Annotated in this window: 29 protein-coding genes; 25 read left to right on the top strand and 4 right to left on the bottom strand. The window is 41.0% G+C overall.

Annotated elements, in window-relative coordinates:
• Positions 1-24: 24 nt before the first annotated feature.
• From NYE70_RS05910 to NYE70_RS05865, 10 genes are all read left to right on the top strand, one after another.
• Positions 25-318 carry an RNA polymerase alpha subunit C-terminal domain-containing protein gene (locus NYE70_RS05910; RefSeq protein ID WP_290408682.1) on the top strand — a complete coding sequence of 98 codons (294 nt, stop codon included), beginning with the start codon at positions 25-27 and terminating at the stop codon, positions 316-318.
• 39 nt (positions 319-357) lie between these two features.
• Entirely contained in the window at positions 358-879 is a 522-nt protein-coding gene (locus NYE70_RS05905; protein WP_290408683.1) for an AAA family ATPase, read from the top strand.
• A gap of 75 nt (positions 880-954) precedes the next feature.
• Positions 955-1,287: a hypothetical protein gene (locus tag NYE70_RS05900; RefSeq protein ID WP_341045350.1), complete on the top strand. Its 333-nt coding sequence runs from the start codon at positions 955-957 to the stop codon at positions 1,285-1,287.
• Between the two features lie 53 nt (positions 1,288-1,340).
• On the top strand, positions 1,341-1,751 hold the full coding sequence (locus NYE70_RS05895; RefSeq protein WP_290408685.1) for a phosphotransferase: 411 nt from the start codon (positions 1,341-1,343) through the stop codon (positions 1,749-1,751).
• Positions 1,752-1,790: 39 nt separating this feature from the next.
• Entirely contained in the window at positions 1,791-2,549 is a 759-nt protein-coding gene (locus NYE70_RS05890) for a hypothetical protein (protein WP_290408686.1), read from the top strand.
• A gap of 18 nt (positions 2,550-2,567) precedes the next feature.
• Entirely contained in the window at positions 2,568-3,113 is a 546-nt protein-coding gene (locus NYE70_RS05885) for a GNAT family N-acetyltransferase (protein ID WP_290408687.1), read from the top strand.
• A 16-nt stretch (positions 3,114-3,129) separates the two neighbouring features.
• The gene (locus tag NYE70_RS05880) at positions 3,130-3,369 is read left to right on the top strand and encodes a DUF3977 family protein (RefSeq protein WP_244861523.1); all 240 of its coding nucleotides are present in this window, start codon (positions 3,130-3,132) and stop codon (positions 3,367-3,369) included.
• A 39-nt stretch (positions 3,370-3,408) separates the two neighbouring features.
• Positions 3,409-3,522 carry a GNAT family N-acetyltransferase gene (locus NYE70_RS05875; RefSeq protein WP_341047526.1) on the top strand — a complete coding sequence of 38 codons (114 nt, stop codon included), beginning with the start codon at positions 3,409-3,411 and terminating at the stop codon, positions 3,520-3,522.
• Positions 3,523-3,567: 45 nt separating this feature from the next.
• Positions 3,568-4,035, top strand: a complete 468-nt coding sequence (locus NYE70_RS05870) for a VOC family protein (protein ID WP_290408688.1) — start codon at positions 3,568-3,570, stop codon at positions 4,033-4,035.
• 15 nt (positions 4,036-4,050) lie between these two features.
• On the top strand, positions 4,051-4,515 hold the full coding sequence (locus tag NYE70_RS05865) for a DUF4871 domain-containing protein (RefSeq protein WP_290408689.1): 465 nt from the start codon (positions 4,051-4,053) through the stop codon (positions 4,513-4,515).
• Positions 4,516-4,684: 169 nt separating this feature from the next.
• Here the strand turns inward: NYE70_RS05865 and NYE70_RS05860 are convergent, their stop codons facing one another.
• The 3 genes from NYE70_RS05860 to NYE70_RS05850 form a co-directional block, all read right to left on the bottom strand.
• Positions 4,685-4,798 (bottom strand): YjcZ family sporulation protein, encoded by a 114-nt coding sequence (locus NYE70_RS05860; protein ID WP_244861524.1) that lies wholly within the window; start codon positions 4,796-4,798, stop codon positions 4,685-4,687.
• A gap of 111 nt (positions 4,799-4,909) precedes the next feature.
• Positions 4,910-6,844, bottom strand: a complete 1,935-nt coding sequence (locus NYE70_RS05855; protein WP_341045346.1) for a TOMM precursor leader peptide-binding protein — start codon at positions 6,842-6,844, stop codon at positions 4,910-4,912.
• Positions 6,841-8,316: a hypothetical protein gene (locus NYE70_RS05850; protein WP_341045345.1), complete on the bottom strand. Its 1,476-nt coding sequence runs from the start codon at positions 8,314-8,316 to the stop codon at positions 6,841-6,843. The genes NYE70_RS05855 and NYE70_RS05850 overlap by 4 nt, the downstream gene beginning before the upstream one ends.
• A gap of 252 nt (positions 8,317-8,568) precedes the next feature.
• Between NYE70_RS05850 and NYE70_RS05845 the strand changes: the two genes are divergently transcribed.
• From NYE70_RS05845 to NYE70_RS05800, 10 genes are all read left to right on the top strand, one after another.
• Entirely contained in the window at positions 8,569-9,033 is a 465-nt protein-coding gene (locus NYE70_RS05845) for a DinB family protein (protein WP_341045344.1), read from the top strand.
• Positions 9,034-9,059: 26 nt separating this feature from the next.
• Positions 9,060-9,737, top strand: a complete 678-nt coding sequence (locus NYE70_RS05840) for an HD domain-containing protein (protein WP_373316822.1) — start codon at positions 9,060-9,062, stop codon at positions 9,735-9,737.
• Between the two features lie 53 nt (positions 9,738-9,790).
• Positions 9,791-10,348, top strand: a complete 558-nt coding sequence (locus NYE70_RS05835; protein WP_341045343.1) for a hypothetical protein — start codon at positions 9,791-9,793, stop codon at positions 10,346-10,348.
• Positions 10,323-10,838 (top strand): GrpB family protein, encoded by a 516-nt coding sequence (locus NYE70_RS05830; protein ID WP_341045342.1) that lies wholly within the window; start codon positions 10,323-10,325, stop codon positions 10,836-10,838. Before NYE70_RS05835 ends, NYE70_RS05830 begins: the two co-directional genes overlap by 26 nt.
• 20 nt (positions 10,839-10,858) lie before the next feature.
• Positions 10,859-11,251 (top strand): DUF6508 domain-containing protein, encoded by a 393-nt coding sequence (locus NYE70_RS05825; RefSeq protein ID WP_341045341.1) that lies wholly within the window; start codon positions 10,859-10,861, stop codon positions 11,249-11,251.
• A 486-nt stretch (positions 11,252-11,737) separates the two neighbouring features.
• Positions 11,738-12,580: an alpha/beta fold hydrolase gene (locus NYE70_RS05820; protein WP_290408146.1), complete on the top strand. Its 843-nt coding sequence runs from the start codon at positions 11,738-11,740 to the stop codon at positions 12,578-12,580.
• A gap of 115 nt (positions 12,581-12,695) precedes the next feature.
• Positions 12,696-13,358, top strand: a complete 663-nt coding sequence (locus NYE70_RS05815) for an NUDIX hydrolase (protein WP_341045340.1) — start codon at positions 12,696-12,698, stop codon at positions 13,356-13,358.
• Positions 13,333-13,689, top strand: coding sequence for a VOC family protein (locus NYE70_RS05810; protein ID WP_290408144.1), 357 nt, complete (start codon positions 13,333-13,335; stop codon positions 13,687-13,689). Before NYE70_RS05815 ends, NYE70_RS05810 begins: the two co-directional genes overlap by 26 nt.
• A 29-nt stretch (positions 13,690-13,718) precedes the next feature.
• Complete coding sequence (locus tag NYE70_RS05805) at positions 13,719-14,333, top strand: rhomboid family intramembrane serine protease (protein WP_290408143.1); 615 nt, start codon at positions 13,719-13,721, stop codon at positions 14,331-14,333.
• A gap of 82 nt (positions 14,334-14,415) precedes the next feature.
• Positions 14,416-15,147 carry a restriction endonuclease gene (locus tag NYE70_RS05800; protein WP_341045339.1) on the top strand — a complete coding sequence of 244 codons (732 nt, stop codon included), beginning with the start codon at positions 14,416-14,418 and terminating at the stop codon, positions 15,145-15,147.
• A 376-nt stretch (positions 15,148-15,523) separates the two neighbouring features.
• Here NYE70_RS05800 and lexA read toward each other — a convergent pair whose 3' ends face one another.
• A complete protein-coding gene (gene lexA / locus NYE70_RS05795) occupies positions 15,524-16,150 on the bottom strand; it encodes a transcriptional repressor LexA (protein ID WP_211020964.1) in 627 nt (208 codons plus the stop codon).
• 174 nt (positions 16,151-16,324) lie between these two features.
• On the opposite strand from lexA, the gene NYE70_RS05790 reads away from it, so the two are divergent.
• The 5 genes from NYE70_RS05790 to NYE70_RS05770 all read left to right on the top strand — a co-directional run bounded on the left by NYE70_RS05790 (position 16,325) and on the right by NYE70_RS05770 (position 18,926).
• A complete protein-coding gene (locus NYE70_RS05790) occupies positions 16,325-16,687 on the top strand; it encodes a LysM peptidoglycan-binding domain-containing protein (RefSeq protein ID WP_213655143.1) in 363 nt (120 codons plus the stop codon).
• A gap of 148 nt (positions 16,688-16,835) precedes the next feature.
• Complete coding sequence (locus NYE70_RS05785; RefSeq protein WP_211020650.1) at positions 16,836-17,009, top strand: DUF896 domain-containing protein; 174 nt, start codon at positions 16,836-16,838, stop codon at positions 17,007-17,009.
• Positions 17,010-17,062: 53 nt separating this feature from the next.
• Complete coding sequence (locus NYE70_RS05780) at positions 17,063-17,599, top strand: hypothetical protein (RefSeq protein ID WP_211020649.1); 537 nt, start codon at positions 17,063-17,065, stop codon at positions 17,597-17,599.
• A gap of 57 nt (positions 17,600-17,656) precedes the next feature.
• The gene (locus tag NYE70_RS05775; protein ID WP_341045338.1) at positions 17,657-18,451 is read left to right on the top strand and encodes an HAD family hydrolase; all 795 of its coding nucleotides are present in this window, start codon (positions 17,657-17,659) and stop codon (positions 18,449-18,451) included.
• Positions 18,452-18,521: 70 nt separating this feature from the next.
• Positions 18,522-18,926, top strand: a complete 405-nt coding sequence (locus NYE70_RS05770; RefSeq protein ID WP_341047525.1) for a FixH family protein — start codon at positions 18,522-18,524, stop codon at positions 18,924-18,926.
• Positions 18,927-19,167 lie beyond the last annotated feature (241 nt).

Below are 19,167 nucleotides of genomic sequence, written 5' to 3'. Positions count from 1 at the left end.
ATTTGAGGAAAGGTGATGGTTAGAATGGATACTTCAAATAAAGATTTAAGAACGTGCAGCCAAGGTCATAAATATAATAAAAGCAGCGATTGTCCCACTTGCCCGATCTGTGAGAAAAACAGCAAACCGGCTGACGGATTTCTTTCAATGCTCTCCGGACCGGCAAGACGGGCGTTGGAACACCATGGGATAAACTCATTGCAAATTCTCTCCACATATAGCGAAAAGGAGATTTTGAAATTCCACGGTATGGGACCAGCATCTTTACCTAAACTAAGGACTTCTTTGCAGGAGATAGGATTAACATTCAAAGAATAATTAGAAAAGATGATGATTTAAGCTATTTTGGAGGAAGAAATGAAAAAAGCGTTGGTCATTGGATGTCCTGGATCTGGCAAGTCAACTTTTTCTTCAACACTGGGCAAAAAATCTGACATTCCCGTAATTCATTTAGACTTATTTTACTGGAAGCCAGGATGGATCAGTTGTAGTACTCAAGAGTTTGATGAAATTCTTAGGAATTTATTACATCAAGAAACTTATATTATGGATGGGAACTATTCAAGGACTATAGATTATAGGATATCTTTCGCGGATACGGTTTTCTTTTTTGATTTTTCACGATTCCTATGTATTTATCGGGTAATCAAAAGGAGAATTTTGAATCATGGTAAAACCGGAGAATACATGGGGAAAGATTGCCGGGAAAGAATCGATTATGAGTTTATCAAGTCCGTATGGAATTTCAGGAAAAGACAAAGAATGCAAATCATTAATATATTGGATAAGTACAAGCAGAGCAAGAATATTGTTATTTTCAGAAAGCCAAAGGATGTAACCGACTATATGAAGAGCTTTGAACGCCCCAGCCTGAGATAAAAGCTATCTAATGGCTGGGGTCGTTTCTTGAATACAAGAACGTTATAGCAATCAGTGCTCGAGGAGGAGATCCATTTGTCAGAACATGAGGAAGCAATGAATGGTGGAAATATAAATAAGGTTGTAAGGGCAGGAGAAACCGTACGACGAGAAGCGAAACCTAATCCTTTCGTACATGAGTTACTTGAACATCTTGAAAAGATGCAATTCACTTATTCACCAAGATATTTGGGGCAAGATGATCAAGGAAGGGAGATTCTTTCTTATCTTGAAGGCGATGCGCCAGGTAATAAGTATCCTGAAATTGAGGAATACATGTGGTCTGATGAAGTCTTAATAAGCTTGGGGAAGTTGCTAAGAATTTACCATGATGCAACGGTAGGGTTAAACCCTCACAACCCTCTATAAACAACTATCCTGATGAAAGCCTACATGAAGTCATTTGCCATAACGACGCTGCATTGTATAATATTGTATTTAATAATAAGCTGCCTGCAGGAATTATTGATTTTGACATGGCTGGCCCAGGTCCGCGTTTGTGGGATATTGCCTATACATTGTATACATTTGTTCCGCTTGCTGAGTTTTCACCGGATCATCATAATAGAGCAATTGTCAGCTATGACAGGGAAAGTCATGCATCAGAGCGAAAGAGACGTATAGGATTATTTTTCAGTTCGTACGGGATGGAAGTTCCTGCTGATCTTAAAGATTGGGTTATTACTCGTATTAAGTTCATGTGTACGACTCTATCAGATCGAGCTGAGGCTGGAGATTCTGCATTTATTAAGCTGGTGGAGGATGGCCATTTAGCTCACTATGAGAAGGAAATCATATTTCTTGAGAAGCATTTTGATGACTGGAGAAAATAAGTATTCATTACAATAAAATCTCATAAAGGGGGAAAAAGCGTGAAGCTTTTAAAGAGTAAAAGCAAAATTATCGGATTGATTTTAGGACTGTTCATTTTTTCAATTGTTGTTTTCTCTCTAACGGTTTACGCAAAGCCAGTTAACGCCATGTTCGTTAATTATTCAAATATGGAGCAAATCGATAAAGATGTTTATGTGGAACCTGATTTGAAGAGCGATGAAAGAACGGAGTTGTTGGAATATGTAATGTCCTCACAAGATAAAGTGGCAGATGTTTTTGGTGAAAGAGTTTCTTCTCCCTATTTAATAGTCACTCTTAGTCAACAAGCATTGAAGAAATATGCGGAAAATCCGACGGGGCAAACTTATTACTATCCATGGAAGAATTATATCGTTGTTGGACCAAAGGGGTTAAATGTTAGCGTAATATCACATGAATTCACTCATGCAGAGTTAAGAGAAAGATTACATAATAAGAATAAAGTCCCCGTGTGGTTTGATGAAGGTCTGGCAACCATGGTTGACGGCAGATATTCCAACTACGAAAAGGTATGGATGCAGTATTCGAATAATGGCGAGATACCTGTTGATTATAGCCTGCTTGACTCACATCAAGCATTTCATTATGGAAACGCCGAGGCTTGGACTAATTATCATTTGGCATGTTACGAAGTTTCACGCTGGTACACAATTGTGGGAAGTTCCGGTCTTATCAAATTAATCGATGAATTGAATGAGGGTGAACAATTCGATGTTCAGTATAAACTATTAGAAGCTGAAGCAAGTCATCGGGATTAACAAATAGGAGAGGTAATCATGATCATTTTTCAAAATCAGGAATTATGTCTAAGAAGTCTTGAATTCGAAGATGCTGATTTACTTGTAAAGTGGCTCTCTAATCCCACAGTACTCCAATATTATGAAGGCCGCGATCGGGCTCATGATGAGGAGTTAGTTCAAGAGCATTTTTACGAAGATAGGGATGGAATTACCCAATGTATCATCCAATATCGATCGATTGACATAGGGTACCTGCAGTTTTATGTGATAGATGAGGAAGAGATTAAGAAGTACGGGTACACAGATTTCAGCGGAAAGATTTATGGGATGGATCAGTTCATTGGCGAACCTTCTTTTTGGAACCAGGGAATCGGAACACAACTCATTAAAGAAACCGTCAAATATCTTATAAATGTTAAAGAGGCAAAGATCGTAGTCATGGATCCTCAAGCCTGGAACACTAGGGCATTAAAGGTTTATGAGAAATGCGGTTTTATTAAGAAGAAATATCTTAAGAAACATGAATACCACGAAGGACAATATAGAGATTGTTGGCTGGTTGAATACAAAAATAATGAATGATTTCAGGAGAAGATCGTTGAAAAAGTATATCGAGATTGGATTTGGCAACAGGTGGATCGTCAGAACGGAACTGGAGCATGAAGATGGAACAGAGACCGAAATTAAAGGAATCGTGAAACCGTTTAAATTGAAATCAGTATATTTAAGATTATGGATAGGAAGAAGAGTCTTGATTATTGATCTTAAAGAAGGAATAAAGCTTCAGACCAAAAGCAGAAAAAGTTTCAAGTTAATAATAGGACTCTACGGAGTTTAAGAAGAGGAGGTCCCTTAATGCATGAGTTAGCTCAAGAAGATTATTACATTGTATTGGGATTGTTCACTAGATAATGAACCTTCTAAAAATCTTGCGGAAAGATTAGGGTTCACTCTGGTGCATCGCTATACTGGCAGTTTTTTTGAACTTTAATTTGAACTTTAATTTGAAATTCATATGGAGAAGGGCGGGAAAACCATGATACTTGGATTGTACGAAGCACATCTACCTGTTAGCAATTTACACAGATCCATCGAATTTTACTCTAAATTAGGATTAGAACTTGCCTGGAGAGATGAAGATACAGCTTTCTTCTGGATTGAGAAGGGGAAGAGTTGGATTGGTTTATGGCAAGGAGAGGAACATAAAACTTCGTATCACCCCTCACTAAGACATTTAGCATTTCGTGTTAGTTATGAAGATCTTAAAGAAAGCGTAAAATGGCTAAAAGCTATCGAGATAGATCCTGTACCGTTTGGCAAAAGAAATTCAGTACATCCTTTTATCCGTCCAAATCAGGGGAATGCTTCCGTTTATTTCGATGATCCGGATGGAAACAGTTTAGAATTGATGTGTTTTATAAGTGTCCCTGAAAAGTTTAAAAATGTAACCAATAAATTATCAATAGAAGAATGGGAAAATCTTTTGAAAGATACCGATTATTAAGGAGTTGAACCTAATATGAAGAAGATTCTTTTTCTGTTTATATTACTTGCTATCGGACTTATCACTGGCTGCAATGAACATAATGAATCTGATTGGAAACTAAGTTCAACTTTTGGTGTGCCTTATACAGATGATCAAGGTGTAGAGAGAAGTTTTACCCTAAGAGGGATTGAAAACAAGCTTGGAATAACGGATGCACCCCTTACTGTAGGGGTCTCCCAGAAGGTTGTTTGGCATTTTTGGGATCAGGAAGACAACCTTATCGGAAAGTCATTTAAAGTCGAAGGTATAAGTGCCAAAACCGGAGAGCAGGTTACTTTGTTTGAATGGGATCCCCTTGTGCTAGCTCCCAATTTAGGGGCAACAACATCGTTGCCATCAGGAATTAAACTGACCTCGACGGGTCTTTGGAAACTCAATATTTATTTAGATAACGAGCATTATGAATCTTTATTTGTTGAAGGTAAAGAATCGAATTAGTGACGAAAGGTTTCTGACAAATGAAAAAGCTTAAGCGGTATCGATACCGCTTAAGCCTTATAAACTAGATAAACAATCCCCGAAAATGATTATTGACGAAATCATATGGATTGCTGATCTTGTCTTTTCATTTAATCAACAAAGGAACGATAATCGTACCACTGTAAAATTAGATGAATGTACGAGAAACGATCACCAGCAGAATGAACAGTACGAGGATTACACCTGTACTTGTAAACAAGCCAGCGCAGCTACAGCTGCCAACTCCACCCAGTTCTCCCATTGCGATTTTCCCCCCTTCGCCGTATATATCTAAATTGTATGAATGTAAACGGCAGGTGGATTGGACTCCTGTCTAGAAATACGGCGAATGCCTTAAGAATTTTGCCCTTGCCTAAGGAAATGGATGCGGATATGGATTGAGCTCCTGCAGAGTCAGCCTGTGGTCTGTATAACCTAACTTCATCGGTATGTCCAATACCCTATTTAGCCCATGAAGCCGGGTAAGATGGTGACCAAATGTCATGGGTAACATTCCCGGTATAAGCACCTTCACACAATGGAGTCCATTGCGTAGCGTCTCGCTCGATGACTGGTCAACAACAATGACATCCATCTGAAGACTGAGGAAAACTTGAAGTATTTGTTTTAAGTCCTCTGTTAAATCTTCCTGCCAAGGAATCGAAGGAAACTCTTCTGCAAAAGTTCGGAGGGGGTTCTGTTCATCGATTAAAAAATGAAGCCGTTCTTCTGCCTGTGGCAAGCTATAGAGCAGGGAGTGGTCTTCCATTTGCTGCACAAGGAACGAGTCATCAAGCATAGCTTCGGCTTCTGGTCTTCGTTCCTTCAATCTCTTCTCCGCCGCCGGGATCATGCCCGCCAGCTCGTGTATGGCGCTCTTGGCTGCCCGAATTGGATCGAGATGAGCTCCAGCAGAGCAGAGGAGGTTTACGTTTTGTGCTGCGTTTCCTTTTGCGATTGCCCATATGCTGGGAATTCCGTTTTCCATCGTGGTGTTGTATAAGCTCACTTCATAACCAGTAACCGCTTGTAAACGTTGAATCATCAGGATCAGTTCCGGGTCTCCAGAAGAATCATAGTCAAGCCGGGGAGCATGGAGTTTCGCAAACCAGGTCAGCAGAAAGGAATCTCTCTCAACCACTTCGAAAATCCCATACAAAATAGCTTCTTCCAGGCTTCCTCCTACAGCACACCCATTCGAGTTCTCATACACAAATCCTTCTCCTTCCCCCATGCTATAATAGGCCAGCAGTTCAGGAACCAGAATGGGACGTGAATGTAGAAACGAATATCCCCAGACCCAATCCATTGAAGCATCCGGATCATATGGGCTAAAAGGGAAGTCAGGCTGATTGTACTGCTCCTCTGCATGAAGACCTACCACAGTTGGATCCAGGGCGGTATCCTTAAGTTGGGAATAGCTGCCCTGCACGATGGTTCGCTTGCCGCGAGGAGTCACGCCGCAATAACGCTCCAGCCCTTCTAAGATCCCCGCAAGCTCGCTGTCTACATAAGAATGTGAGCGTCCCCCGGTAACCTCATCGTAAAAACCTAACGGAAGGTTTACACCGGCCATTGCAAAGACAGAGTCGAGCCCCCACTTTTTATCGTTAAAAATTCCGGTACGACGGTCCCAGTAATCTCTAAGCAAAACATTCTTTAAATCACTTATTGAGCGGCATCGGTAACTGTTGCCCACCTTTAGGCACTTCTGTAGTGATATTTCCGCTAATTCAGCGGAGTCATCCGACAATTGCCCGCAAACGGAACAAGTCCCGAGCGGCATGACATAATGGATCGAGCAGCTCAGATGATCCAAGTTGACCAAATAGAGATGTTCTTCCGTATTTGCTCTATCGCCTCGCAAGACCTTATCCGTTTCCGAGGAGATAATATGCGCCATATAACAAGCAACCGCCGGAGATATCTCAACAGTATTAGAGGAAACATAATCTTCAGACACGAGCTTCAAAAGTAAATCCTCGACCTCTTTCCGATTGCTCCCCGCTAAGGATAATCGCGTTTCTGCACATTGGAAACATCCGGTCGTTCCAGGAACCCGTAACGGCCCTATGATTCCTTCCCCTAGAGATATATAGGCGTTTAACCATGGAATGCCCCGTGAAGTCAGCTTTTGTTCAGCTTCATAAATCGTGGAGGAGTTATCCTCATCATTCAGCACCAAGACCAAGTCTACTGCGGGAATCTCTTCACTAAAATCCTTTCTTTGAATAGGCGAGTATTCAGATAAAAGTTTAGATACGGCTGCGGCAAGCGTTCCCTCCCCAATAATAGCGACAGAATTCATGAAGTTTCCTCCTCTCCAAGAACTACACCGTAGGCTACGAACGGCCCTTTTCCCCACAACGATTCATTATGCACTTCAAATACCTCAAGGCACTTATGCGAATGCTTAAGAGTCTCCATGGCTGAGACTATCAATGAACTATAGCATGGAGGATCACCGACTTCAGAAATAGGAAAGTTGTAATCATCATGACCTTTTTGTAGAAGGGGAGGGACCGCTGTGGGCTCGGTTATACTCAGTGCCTTCAGCAGTGATTGGCGAAGTGCATGCGTGAAACTAAGATCCACGCTGCCATACCATGACGAATCTGCGCAGACCCAGACGGTCGGAAAACCGAACACCGGCTCACCTACTGCAATAAGAGGTTCCCTTTCCAAGGTGGTTAATGCTTTTGAGTAATACTGACTACGGATGTCTTCCATTTGCGGGCATGCAATACGCTGAACAACAATCGGTCCATCAGACACAATCCGCTTACTTAACTCTTTCGTTAAACAAGCCCTAAGCCCACGGCCTACGGCTTCATTAATATCGCATCCAGCTCCAATGCTGATTCTTTCTTGCTTATCATCAGGTAAGTTGGTAAATATCCGCGGAATCAGGCGGGTCACATAAGCTTCTAACCCAGCCAATCCCGATTCTCGCCGAGCCTCAACATGCGTCAGGCCACTCCTGATAATGGTAGGTAAGAGCTGCTCAGATTCTTGGGGCAAGGGGTCTACAGGTTGAACAAGACACTGTGCCAGCGGAAGCTGAATTAAGTCCGACTCTTCCCATGCATGAAAGATTCCGGTTACCCTGGAAGTCAGTTGGTTGAACGCCGTAAACCATACCTCCGGACTTATCTTTTCATGATTAATTAGCAGCCTACGCGCTATATCCGTCACCGGATGGGCCAAGGTAAACCCGGATACTAAAGGATGTGAGAGTACAGAATGCCAGTCTCCAGTTAGTGTTAAGGGGTCGAGTAAGAAGCAATGATTCTTATAGTCCATTTCATGTTCATTCGTAATGTCTTTAAGCCTTACATGAACTAGTAGACTTGTTAAGATTCCAATAGCCGCCGTGGAGAAGACCACCGGTGTTTGCTTTTCGGGAAAAGTGGAGTAATGGATTCTCATCCATGCTGACTCCCATTGGCCGTCTCCGTCAGGGTGCAGCAACGGACCTGCCATTCCAATTCCTCTTATTACGATGGCAGGGAGCATTTGTTTCCTTTCCGCTATACAAGCAAGCTGAATACTCCGCAGTTCGTCCAAATCGCCATGCTCTGAAACGTACAATATAAATTGAAAAGGCTGAACGATTACCCTCCAATCCGGCTCCTCTTTTTCTTCGGTGTCTGTTGATTCTTTATTTGTTACATAAACGACGAGATCAGACAAACCGGATTCATACCATGATTCAGCAAGCGAGAGCAAGATGCGGCCGGAACCGATAGCGAGTGTACCCTCTTCTTTAAGAGAAGACATCCTGCACAACTCCTTCCCAAACTTTTTGATGCATAATGCACTGTTCAAGCTAATCAAATTTCTCTACTTACGAACGATAAAATTCATTTAAAGATATGAAGCTTGCTGTTCTTGTATGTATTTCATCGTTTAAAACCGTATTCACTGTGAAGGGCAATCACCCTTTGTCAGTCAGATGTATTATAATGGAATAAGCCTAATTGAATGCGTTTTCGCTTTGCCGGCTAAAAAAACGTAAAGGGGTTAGTTTCTATGTCAAATGAGGTAAAAGAACTGCTTATTACTTTTGAGGAATGGATCCAATTTGTTCAGTCCCTCCAGGATCAATCTGAAGAGTTTTGGCATTCAAGTATTGAAGCCGGGAAGTGGACGATCAAAGATATTGTCTGTCATATCATGCTCTGGGATAAGTTTTTTTACGAGGAAGCCATACATAAGATTGCTTCGGGCAAATCTATTACACTTAAACATACCGATTATGATGAATTCAATAATAAAGCTGTAGTTTACGCAAAGACTATCACTATAAGCGAATTGGTAGGGGAAACCGTTTCATATCGTGAAAAAATTAGTTCTTCCATTCGAGTTATACCTGAGGAAATAATCAATCAGAATTTTAAAGACGGGGATGGAAACGATTTTAATGTGACTCAGTATTTAAAGGATTTCATCTGGCATGATCAACATCATATGAATCAAATAACCAGCTTAAGATAGATAGTTATCTGAAGTCGAGACTTTTCGTGAACCGGAAAGGAGATCAAAAGATGTACAGCAATGAAGAACTTATCAAGCTGGCAGAAGATTTTGTGAAGGAAGAACTGGGCCCTGACCCGTCAGGTCATGATTGGTGGCACTGTGACCGGGTTAGAAATTTAGCTTTAGAAATTGCAAAGAACGAGCAGGCGGGCGCGGATATTTTTATTTGTGAATTGGCAGCGCTTCTTCATGACATAGCTGATGTTAAATTAAATGAATCAAAACAGGCAGGTATAGATAAAGTACGGAACTGGATGCAACAGAGGATAGATGATAAAGAATGCATAGATAAAGTCGTAACCATCATATCATCCATCTCATATAATGGCGGACAAAATAAACCAATGGAGACCATTGAAGGTCAAATTGTTCAAGATGCTGACCGATTGGATGCACTAGGGGCCATAGGGATCGCCAGGACCTTTGTATATTCCGGTTGGAAAGGGCAGCTAATCCATAATCCCGAACAAGATTTCACGGATAAGGATTACAGATCGAATGGAAAAACGGCAATATACCATTTCTATGAAAAACTATTGAAATTAAAAGATTTGATGAATACAAATTATGCGAAAGAGTTAGCGGAGAAAAGACATAAATTTATGGAAGAGTATTTAAATCAGTTTTATCAAGAGTGGAATTTTAAAGAAAACCAACCCTAATAATGAGCATTGAACATCCGTCGAAATCTTTGAACACCTAAGGGAGATTATCAATGAAGTATTATTTGTATCACTACTATGAACGAGAGCATGGACCATTCAGAAATTTATCAAGTTTGTCTCTAGAAGCTGGAGAAGAAGTACTTCGTAAGTTAAAACAGGAGCCTGATGTATTTGCAAGCAATCGGTCAGACGATTATTTAATAATTCGCAGAGAATTGGAAAATACGGCCCGAGAACGTTTTATCACTAAGGGAGGAAAACCGAAAAAAGAATATCCTCATTATATGACGCTTGGTAAATGTGAATGGATCCGAGGATGGTATAAAGATGGGTGCGAACTTCGCATAGATCTAGAGGAATTTAGTCCTGAGATTCTAAGTTTTACGTACGGGGACTTGTTTCCGACAATGAGATATAAAGACGGTAAAGAGTATAGGGGACAGGTATATACGAAGACAGAAATTATGGATCTTATAAAGCGGTACGGACTACCCCAACAATGGAACCCGGAAGGGAAGAAGGGGCCGGAAAGGTATGTAGAAGTACAAATATGGGACGATAAAGCAATAAGGGGGACGTTTAATGAAGGTTCGCCTTACGGAATATGATGATAAATGGATTCAAATGTTCGAAGAAGAAGTCAATTTAGTAAAGCTGATCTTTGGCGAAGAGATTATTACTTTTGAACATTTCGGAAGTACGTCAGTTCCAGGAATGAAAGCTAAACCTGTCATTGACATGATGTGTATAGTTAAGGACATTAATAAAATCGACAGCTTTAACGAGAAAATGAATTCGCTGGGGTATGATGTAGCCGGGGAGTGGGGGTTACCGGGAAGAAGGTTGTTTCGAAAAGGCGGGGAGAACCGAAGTCATCATATTCATTTTTACCAATTTGATAACCCGCAAATACATAGGCATTTGATCTTTCGAGACTATTTGAGATCACATCCGGATGAGGTTGAACTTTATACAAACCTGAAGGTAGAATTAGCGGAACGATTTGATGATACAAGTTTTTATAGTCAAGCCAAAAAACCATTTGTTAAGGAAATGGAGAATAGAGCACTTCAATGGCATTCAAATAAGAACCAATAAAAGAAGAGTGGGGAAAAGACATGCCATCCAACAGGAGTATAACGAAAGAAGAGATTAAGATATTAATAGACTATCTTGAATTCTTTCAGAATACGGATAGTATTTTTTTTACTGTGGAAAAAGGTTATTGGGTAGAGAGCTCAGAAGTCAGTGAGTTTAGAAAACAGCTAAGCGATACTAATTTCTTAATAGTTTTTGATTGGGTTCAATGGATTAGTGACAATAAAGAATTTAAAGATATAAACAACGATTTGTACAGTGAAATTATGAATGCAGATCTCGAAACGCTTAGAAAGTTAATGACTAGCTATATTCGCGGTGACAGATTCAACGAAGGTTTGTTTATTAATGTGATTTTAAAGGGGCATGTCACCAATATTTTATTAAGACTTCAAGAGCTATCGAGATCCTGAGGGAGTCCTTAGTAAAAGTAAAACAAATGATGATCCTAATAAATCTGTGTAAAAATCACGAGAATTCAAAGGAATTGCCAAGGGTTGACATGGAAAATAATTGTATGTTACCATCTCTTTAACTGATACGAACGGAGGGGTTACGTGTGTTAAACTAATTCTTCGATCTTCTTTGCACAATGAATATTTCAATGCTTTAAGGCTATTTGTGTGCATAGTAATCGAAGAATGGTTTGCCTGCGCGGTAACCTATTTTAGTTATATGCGAGTGGGAACAGCGGTAACTGAATTCTCATATTGCATAGACTGGATTTGAAGAAAATGTAACGAAATTTATGAGGATATATTCTTTTACTGACTTAATAGAGTCTGTCATTAGAATAATCTATTTATTTCGTACATTCTCCATTTCCTATTCGATTACTGACTGCACAGGCCAATAGCCTGTGTTTTTTGTTTTGAATATATATAATTGGAGGAATTTACGTGAACGAACGAATTATTGAAATAGATGGAATTAAACTGTGCTCGGATACTTTCGGAAAACCGGACGACCCGGCTATTTTGCTCATTATGGGTGCCCAATCCTCGATGATTTGGTGGGAGGAAGAATTCTGCCAACGATTAGCAGATGCAGGTCGTTTTGTTATTCGTTTCGATAACCGCGATGTTGGGCGTTCAACCACTTACGAACCTGGTCAGCCAAAGTATAGTTTCGAGGACATGGCCGATGATGCCGTAAGAGTATTGGATGCTTATGTAATAAAACAAGCACATATCCTGGGCATGTCCATGGGCGGAATGCTGACTCAAATGATAGCTCTTCGGCATCCGGAAAGGGTTATAACCATTACCCTCCTTGCCACGTCGAACTTTGCTTCGCATCTCCCTCCGATGGAAGATAAGATTATGGACTTTTTCTCGAACATAGGGGATATAGACTGGAGGGATGAATCATCGGTAATCCAATTTACGATTGATAAATCAAGGATTCTTGTGGGTTCAAAGCATCTTTTTAATGAGAAGAAAATTGAAGCTTTGGCTGCAAATGAATTCGCAAGAGGCAGCAATATGGCCAGCATGAATAATCATGCCTTACTGGCAGGCGGGGAATCCTATCTAGCTAGGACAAGTGAAATTAATGTGCCCGCTCTGATTATACACGGTACGGAGGACCCTATCATTCCTTTTGAACACGGACAAAATCTAGCCAAAGAAATCCCGGGCGCAGTGTTACTTTCATTGGAGGGTGCCGGGCATGAACTTCATTATGATGACTGGGATTTAATACTGAATTCTATTGTGGAGCATACTTCGAAATCAAATTAATTAAGTTAAAACTGTAATGGTCGCCCCGGTCTATAAATTGTGCGATCCATAGGCTGGGGTCCTAACTACTCTAACGTTAAAGAGTTCGCATTAATGAAAACAGGAGGGTGCTGTTATGGATTCTGAGCTTATCAATATTTTTAATGATCAAAGAGAGCCGATAGGTGTCGCAACTCGAAAAGAAGTCCATAAACATGGTTATTGGCATGAAGCTTTCCATTGCTGGTTTATTAGTAGGGATGAGATAGGTGACTATATCTATTTGCAGCTTAGAAGTAAAAATAAACGGGATTACCCTAATTTATTTGATATTACGGCCGCAGGGCATTTATTATTTAATGAATCTGTAGCGGATGGAATAAGAGAAATTAAAGAGGAGACCGGCATTGACGTTGCTTTCGATGATTTAATTTCAATGGGTATATTGGATTATGTTGTAGTAAAAAATGATTTTATTGATAAAGAAATTGCCCATGTATATATACATAATTACAACAGGTCGCTTGATGAATTTACGGTTCAAAGTGAAGAGGTTGCCGGGATGTTTAAGACGCGCTTTTCTGATTTTTATGAATTGTGGATGGGCCAACGGGATCAAATAGATTTGCAAGGATTTATTATGGATGAACAGGGAAATAGAATCAAAGTAAATAAAGTGGTAGGAAAAGCACAGTTCGTCCATCATGATGAAGAATTCTATAAATTAATAGTCGATAAAAGCAAGAGTTTTCTAGAACTTGAGGAGGGATCATATGAAAGTAAAACGAATAGTCGCTAACTTTTATACAGAGCAAACTGCAGCAGCTAAACAGTTTTATCAGGACATTCTGGGATTAGATAGCTTAATGGATTTTGGGTGGATAACTACCTATGGTTCCCAAGAAAAGATGGACGTGCAAATCAGCTTTATGTCTGAAGGAGGGAATTCAACGGAAGTGCCCGATATCTCGATCGAAGTAGATGATGTCGAAGAGGCATTGAACCGAATGAAAGAGGCGGGTTACTCAATCGAGTATGGACCGGCTGATGAGCCTTGGGGTGTCCGCAGGTTTTTTGTTAGAGATCCGTTTAATAAACTTGTAAATATTCTTACTCATAAACCTCGCTGAGAGTTCAGTGAAAGAGTGAGGGGTTAATAATGGAATTAACTTATGGAAAAACATTTAAAGAATTTAGATCGCTATATCCAATCACCTTCATTATTATTTCAGTAAACTCATTGCTGTTTATAGCTACCCTAGCTACGAACTTGAAATATGGAGATGCATTTGTACAGTCAATATTCGGAATAACAAATGAGAAGTATGAACCTTGGAGGTTTGTTACCTATGCCTTTATTCATAATGATGTTCAACATTTTTTAGGTAACAACTTATTTTTTTATTTAATGGCTCCTCCCATAGAGATCATTCTAGGTAGAAAAATGTTCATGATTTTTATGATGATAACTATTTTAATCACTCCGATTGGGGACTTTTTGTTTTTTTTAACTGAAAATCTGGTTGGATCATCTGGAATTGTTTTCGGGATAATGGCTATATACTATTACTTGTTTGTTATAAGAAGAGATTTGTTTAGTAAACAAACCATCATAATCATAGCAATTTGGTCTCTAATGGGTTGGGGAAATACATTTTTCATGAAACATGTTAGTGTTAGTGGGCATGTAACTGGTTTTATTTTTGGACTACTATTTTCTGTTTTAGTTTTGAATAAGCATGAGATCAATGAGAGAATGGGTAGGGAACTGTAAATGTTGTTCAAAAATTCTATAGAGGAAAAAAGTCCTAGTTATCGAATGTTGTAAATTATAACATTCGATGGAGGGAATACTAATGGCAAGGAGAAAGAGTAAGGCAAAACAGCAAGAAGAATTCATACAGGCACTATTAGTTCTGGTATTATTCATTTCAATTTTCGGAACTTATGGGCTGACTAAGTCGTTACAAGCGACAGTGATTATCACGATGTTGGCTTTTTCTATTTTCGTTGCAGTGCTTATAATGATTGGCATACAAAGAAAAGAGCGGCTAAAGAGTTCTGGTATTGCAGATATAGATAAAATGGAGGGCGTTCAGTTCGAAAGATATCTGGGCTATTTATTCCAAGCACAAGGATATAAATGTCTAGTTACTAAGGCAGTCGGTGATTTTGGTGCAGATCTTCTCCTTCAAAGAGATGGCAAGAAGATCGTTGTCCAAGCGAAAAGATACAACAAGAATGTCGGCATTAAGGCTGTGCAGGAGGCTCAAGCATCTATTGCGCATTATGGTGCTTCTGAAGCCTGGGTCGTAACTAACAGCGATTATACAAGTGCAGCCTATGAGTTAGCAAAGTCCAATAAGGTTCGTTTAATAAACCGGGATGCATTAGTTGAAATGATTCTCTCGTTGAATCCCGGGGCTTCACCGACACCAAAAGCGATTATTTCTGCAATTCCAGTTGATGAAATGACTTGTCCTAGGTGCGGCAATAAATTGCTCTTGAGAAATAGCTCAAAAGGTCAGTTCTACGGTTGCAGTAGCTTTCCTAAGTGCCGATTCAATAAGAAGAGTCAGGCTGGTTAGAATTCAATTTTTCTAAGCTTCTTGGAAATACATAATGCAATAAACAACCCATCATGCATAGATCATGGTGGGTTTTTCGATTTTCAGTTAGGTCTGCAAAACAAGGATTCTCAAAGACCCGAAATTTCATCCATGATTTTTGATTTTTCGGGCATTCTAAGGGCAAGGAGCTGATGGACATGGTACTTACCCTGAAAAAATACCACCGTCGCAGACTGTGGCTGAGGAAGCTGTGGCGGGGCGAACGTTCCGGAATGAACCGGCAGTTGCAAAATGATGATATGTGGCCTGTGTAAAGGAGTTAGAAATTTCAGAACTTAGTGCAAACAAAAGAGGCTGCCCATTATAGGGAAGCCTCTCTGCTTAATAGCAATAATTAGTGCAAATCACGGAATAGTCCGACAACCTTACCAAGAATGCTCACATGCTTCAGACGAATCGGTTCCATCGTAGGATTCTCCGGCTGTAAGCGGATGTGATCCTTCTCTTTGTAGAAGGTCTTAACGGTTGCTTCATCGTCTTCGGTCATGGCAACCACGATATCGCCGTTATTGGCTGTCTGTTGCTGCCTTACGATCACATAGTCTCCATTATGAATCCCGGCTTCGATCATGCTGTTTCCAATTACGGATAACATGAAAACTTCGCCATCTGCTGAATAATGATCCGGCAGCGGGAAATAATCCTCTATGTTCTCGGTGGCCGTAATCGGTACACCTGCAGTAACTTTGCCAACGACCGGAACGCGAGTCACGCTATGAGCGAACATTCCGATCGTATCGGAGTCATCCTGACCCAGAAGCTCGATGGCCCGAGGCTTGGTCGGGTCGCGGCGGATGAAGCCTTTCTTCTCAAGCCGGTCTAGATGGCCGTGTACCGTTGAGCTGGAAGCTAGTCCAACTGCTTCGCCGATTTCACGTACGGAAGGAGGATAGCCTTTCATTCGGACCTCGTTGCGGATAAATTCTAGTATTGCCTGTTGACGGCTGGACACCTTGGACATAACGATCATCAACCCCATTAGTAACGTTTGGAAAAATTATAACATAGAACTTCCGTTCGTACAAACATAAGTTCTAAATAAGAAGGGAACAATTGTTCGAAAAACTATTGAATCAAACAAGTGTTCGTGTTATATTGAAAACAAATATAAGAACATTTGTTTGGAGTGATGAATATGCTGAAATACAGTACATATCAAAGTATCTATGATAAACCTCAAGCGACCCGTTCCAATTGGGTTGATGGAATAAGAAGTTCGAGGCTGGGCAGAAGTATGGTTAAGATTGCTTTGTTGCTGATCGTATTAATGTTGACAGGGACAGGGGTTGTCTCGGCTTTTGCGGCGGCTTCCGATGGACATGACCGGACTGAATCATCTACGTTCGTGGTGAGACCCGGAGATACCTTGTGGGAAATTGCCGTTGATCATAAACCTCGCGGCAAAGACACCAGAGTTTATGTTGAAGCCATTAAACGGATTAACGGGTTAAACAGCAGCGGCATACAGGCGGGCGACACTCTAATTCTCCCAGATTAAGCATATAATTGCGTGAACTTTCCTTTATATATATGAATGTTTTACTAAGAGCTTGGTACAAGGGCAACTCGCCTTGACAAGCTCTTTTTATCATGTCAAAGTAAGAATTGTTGCCTTATGAAATATTTAAAGAAACAGGAGGGAAACCATGGATATAGATACATTGGTGAACCGTATTAATGAACTGGCACGTAAAGATAAAGCAGAGGGTTTGACCGAAGACGAGATGCTGGAAAGAGCCCAACTGCGCGAAACTTACTTGCAGAACATACGGAGAAATTTCCGCCAACAGCTCGAATCAATCGAAATCGTGGATAAGTAAAGCATGGCCGCCAGGCCTTGCATACATAACCATACATTTTAGGAGGAAAGATCATGGCTTCGTTTGACAGAAAGGTAGAAAGAAATCAGATTCGAATGAACAAAAAGGGGAAGGGTCCCAACCTGAATAATAACCGCGGAGGACAAAACTCCCGCAATGCATTGGGGTCGAAGGGTGAAGGTGATATTTTCAAGGGACGGAATCTGATCTTGCCTGCTGTCTTGGTACTGTTAGCTCTGCTGTATGCTGCGGTTGGCCTGGTTGGAAGCGCTTCGGAAGTAAATTCGGGATTGTTTTGGTTGACGATCGTGCTGTATCTCATTTTGGCTCTGGCTATTTTCCTTAGAAAGCCGTATTTGCGGATTAACAAGGAATGGCTCTATACCTCCAAGTTCAATCGGGATAAGATCTTGCAAGCGAGCAACATCAGCAAAATCAAAATTGATCGCAGCAAAGTGATGATCGTACCGAAAGGGAAAGAAAATAACTGGGTATTTTTGCGCGTTCGCAACCGTTTTGATACGGCAGCTATGGGTGATCGCTTGGAACAATATGCAAAAGTCCATCATGTAACGTTTGAACGGGAATAGAGACAGATAGCAGGTTTTTTATGAGGTGAATATATTCGGGGGAGAGTGTAAAGAGAAATGGCGATTAAAGCGGTATGTTTTGACCTGGACGATACTTTATTGTGGGATGAGCGAAGTGTGAGAGAAGCGTTTGAAGCGACTTGCCTCCGTGCTAAGGATGCTGCCGGAACCGATCCGGCTAAACTGCAGCAGGCGGTGCGTAAAGAAGCGCGTGAGCTTTATGAATCTTATGAAACCTTCCCGTTTACGAAAATGATCGGTATCAATCCTTTTGAGGGATTATGGGCGAATTTTACCGCCGGAGAACAGCCGGAATTTCGCCAGCTTGAACAGCTCGCTCCGGTATACCGTAAAGAATCCTGGAGACGCGGTTTATTAGCTCTGGGAGTAGACGACGATGTCTTGGCTGGAGAACTGGCGGAGCAGTTCGGCCGGGAACGGCGCTCGCGTCCGCATGTATATGAAGAAACCTTTACCATTTTGAACGAATTGAAGGGAAATGTGAAGCTGTTGCTCCTAACGAACGGTTGCCCGGCCCTTCAACAGGAGAAACTGGATGGAGTGCCTGAGCTCGCCGGTTATTTTGATGAGATCGTAATTTCCGGAGCATTCGGCAAAGGTAAACCCGACTCCACGATTTTCCGCCACGCTGTGGAACGTCTTGGCGTTGAGCCTGAGGATAGCCTTATGGTAGGGGATAAGCTGACTACCGATATTTGCGGCGGGATGAGCGTCGGAATGACGACAGTATGGGTCAATCGTGACGGGAAATCCCGTACGGATGAAATCGTCCCTGACTATGAGATTCAGCATTTATCTCAATTGCACGATATTATTGCTAAATTTAATTAATTTTTCAAAAGTCCAATTTGTATAGTGATCAAAAATCGATGAGTAATTAGGAGGGAATAACTTGAAAAGGATGTTCTGGCTGCCGGTCAGCCTTGCAGTGCTGCTTCTAGTGCTGGGCGGTTGCGGTAAAAAAGAGAATGAAGCTCATCATGCCTCTGCCGACAATAATTTGGAACCGATCAAAGTGGAGCTTAAAGTCGATCCGACCGAGGGTCAAATCGGAGCAAAGGTAACTTTCGAGGCAACTGTGACACATCAAGGAAACAATGTGGATGATGCCAATGAAGTGATGTTCGAATTTTGGAAGGACGGCGACAAGGACGAGGACCATAGCAAGGAGATCGTAACCGGATCCGGAAACGGGAAATATGTGTTCGAGACTTCTTTTGATGAAGCGGGCCAATATCACGTCATTTCCCATGTTACCGCTCGTGACCAGCATTCCATGCCTTCCGCCGACTTTACGGTGAAATAGGAACAAGTTATTCCTTACAGTAAACTCAATAAAGACTGCCTTTATTCCAATGGGAGGAGGCAGTCTTTGTTTATAAAGGAACCGACCTATAGCTGACGAATGAATTCACGAACTTTATTTAGCATAAAAGCGAGTTTGTTCGTGTTTTATATCCTGATTTTATTTATGGGATTAATAAGCTTTTTTATGAGCTGCACTCCGCTTCGTTCAATGAATCGCGTGCAGACGGCTTATATTATTT

Origin of the sequence: Paenibacillus sp. FSL R5-0407, from assembly GCF_038009185.1 — a bacterium.
In the GTDB taxonomy this organism is placed as follows: domain Bacteria; phylum Bacillota; class Bacilli; order Paenibacillales; family Paenibacillaceae; genus Fontibacillus; species Fontibacillus vini.
This window is presented reverse-complemented; position numbering and strand designations above follow the sequence as displayed.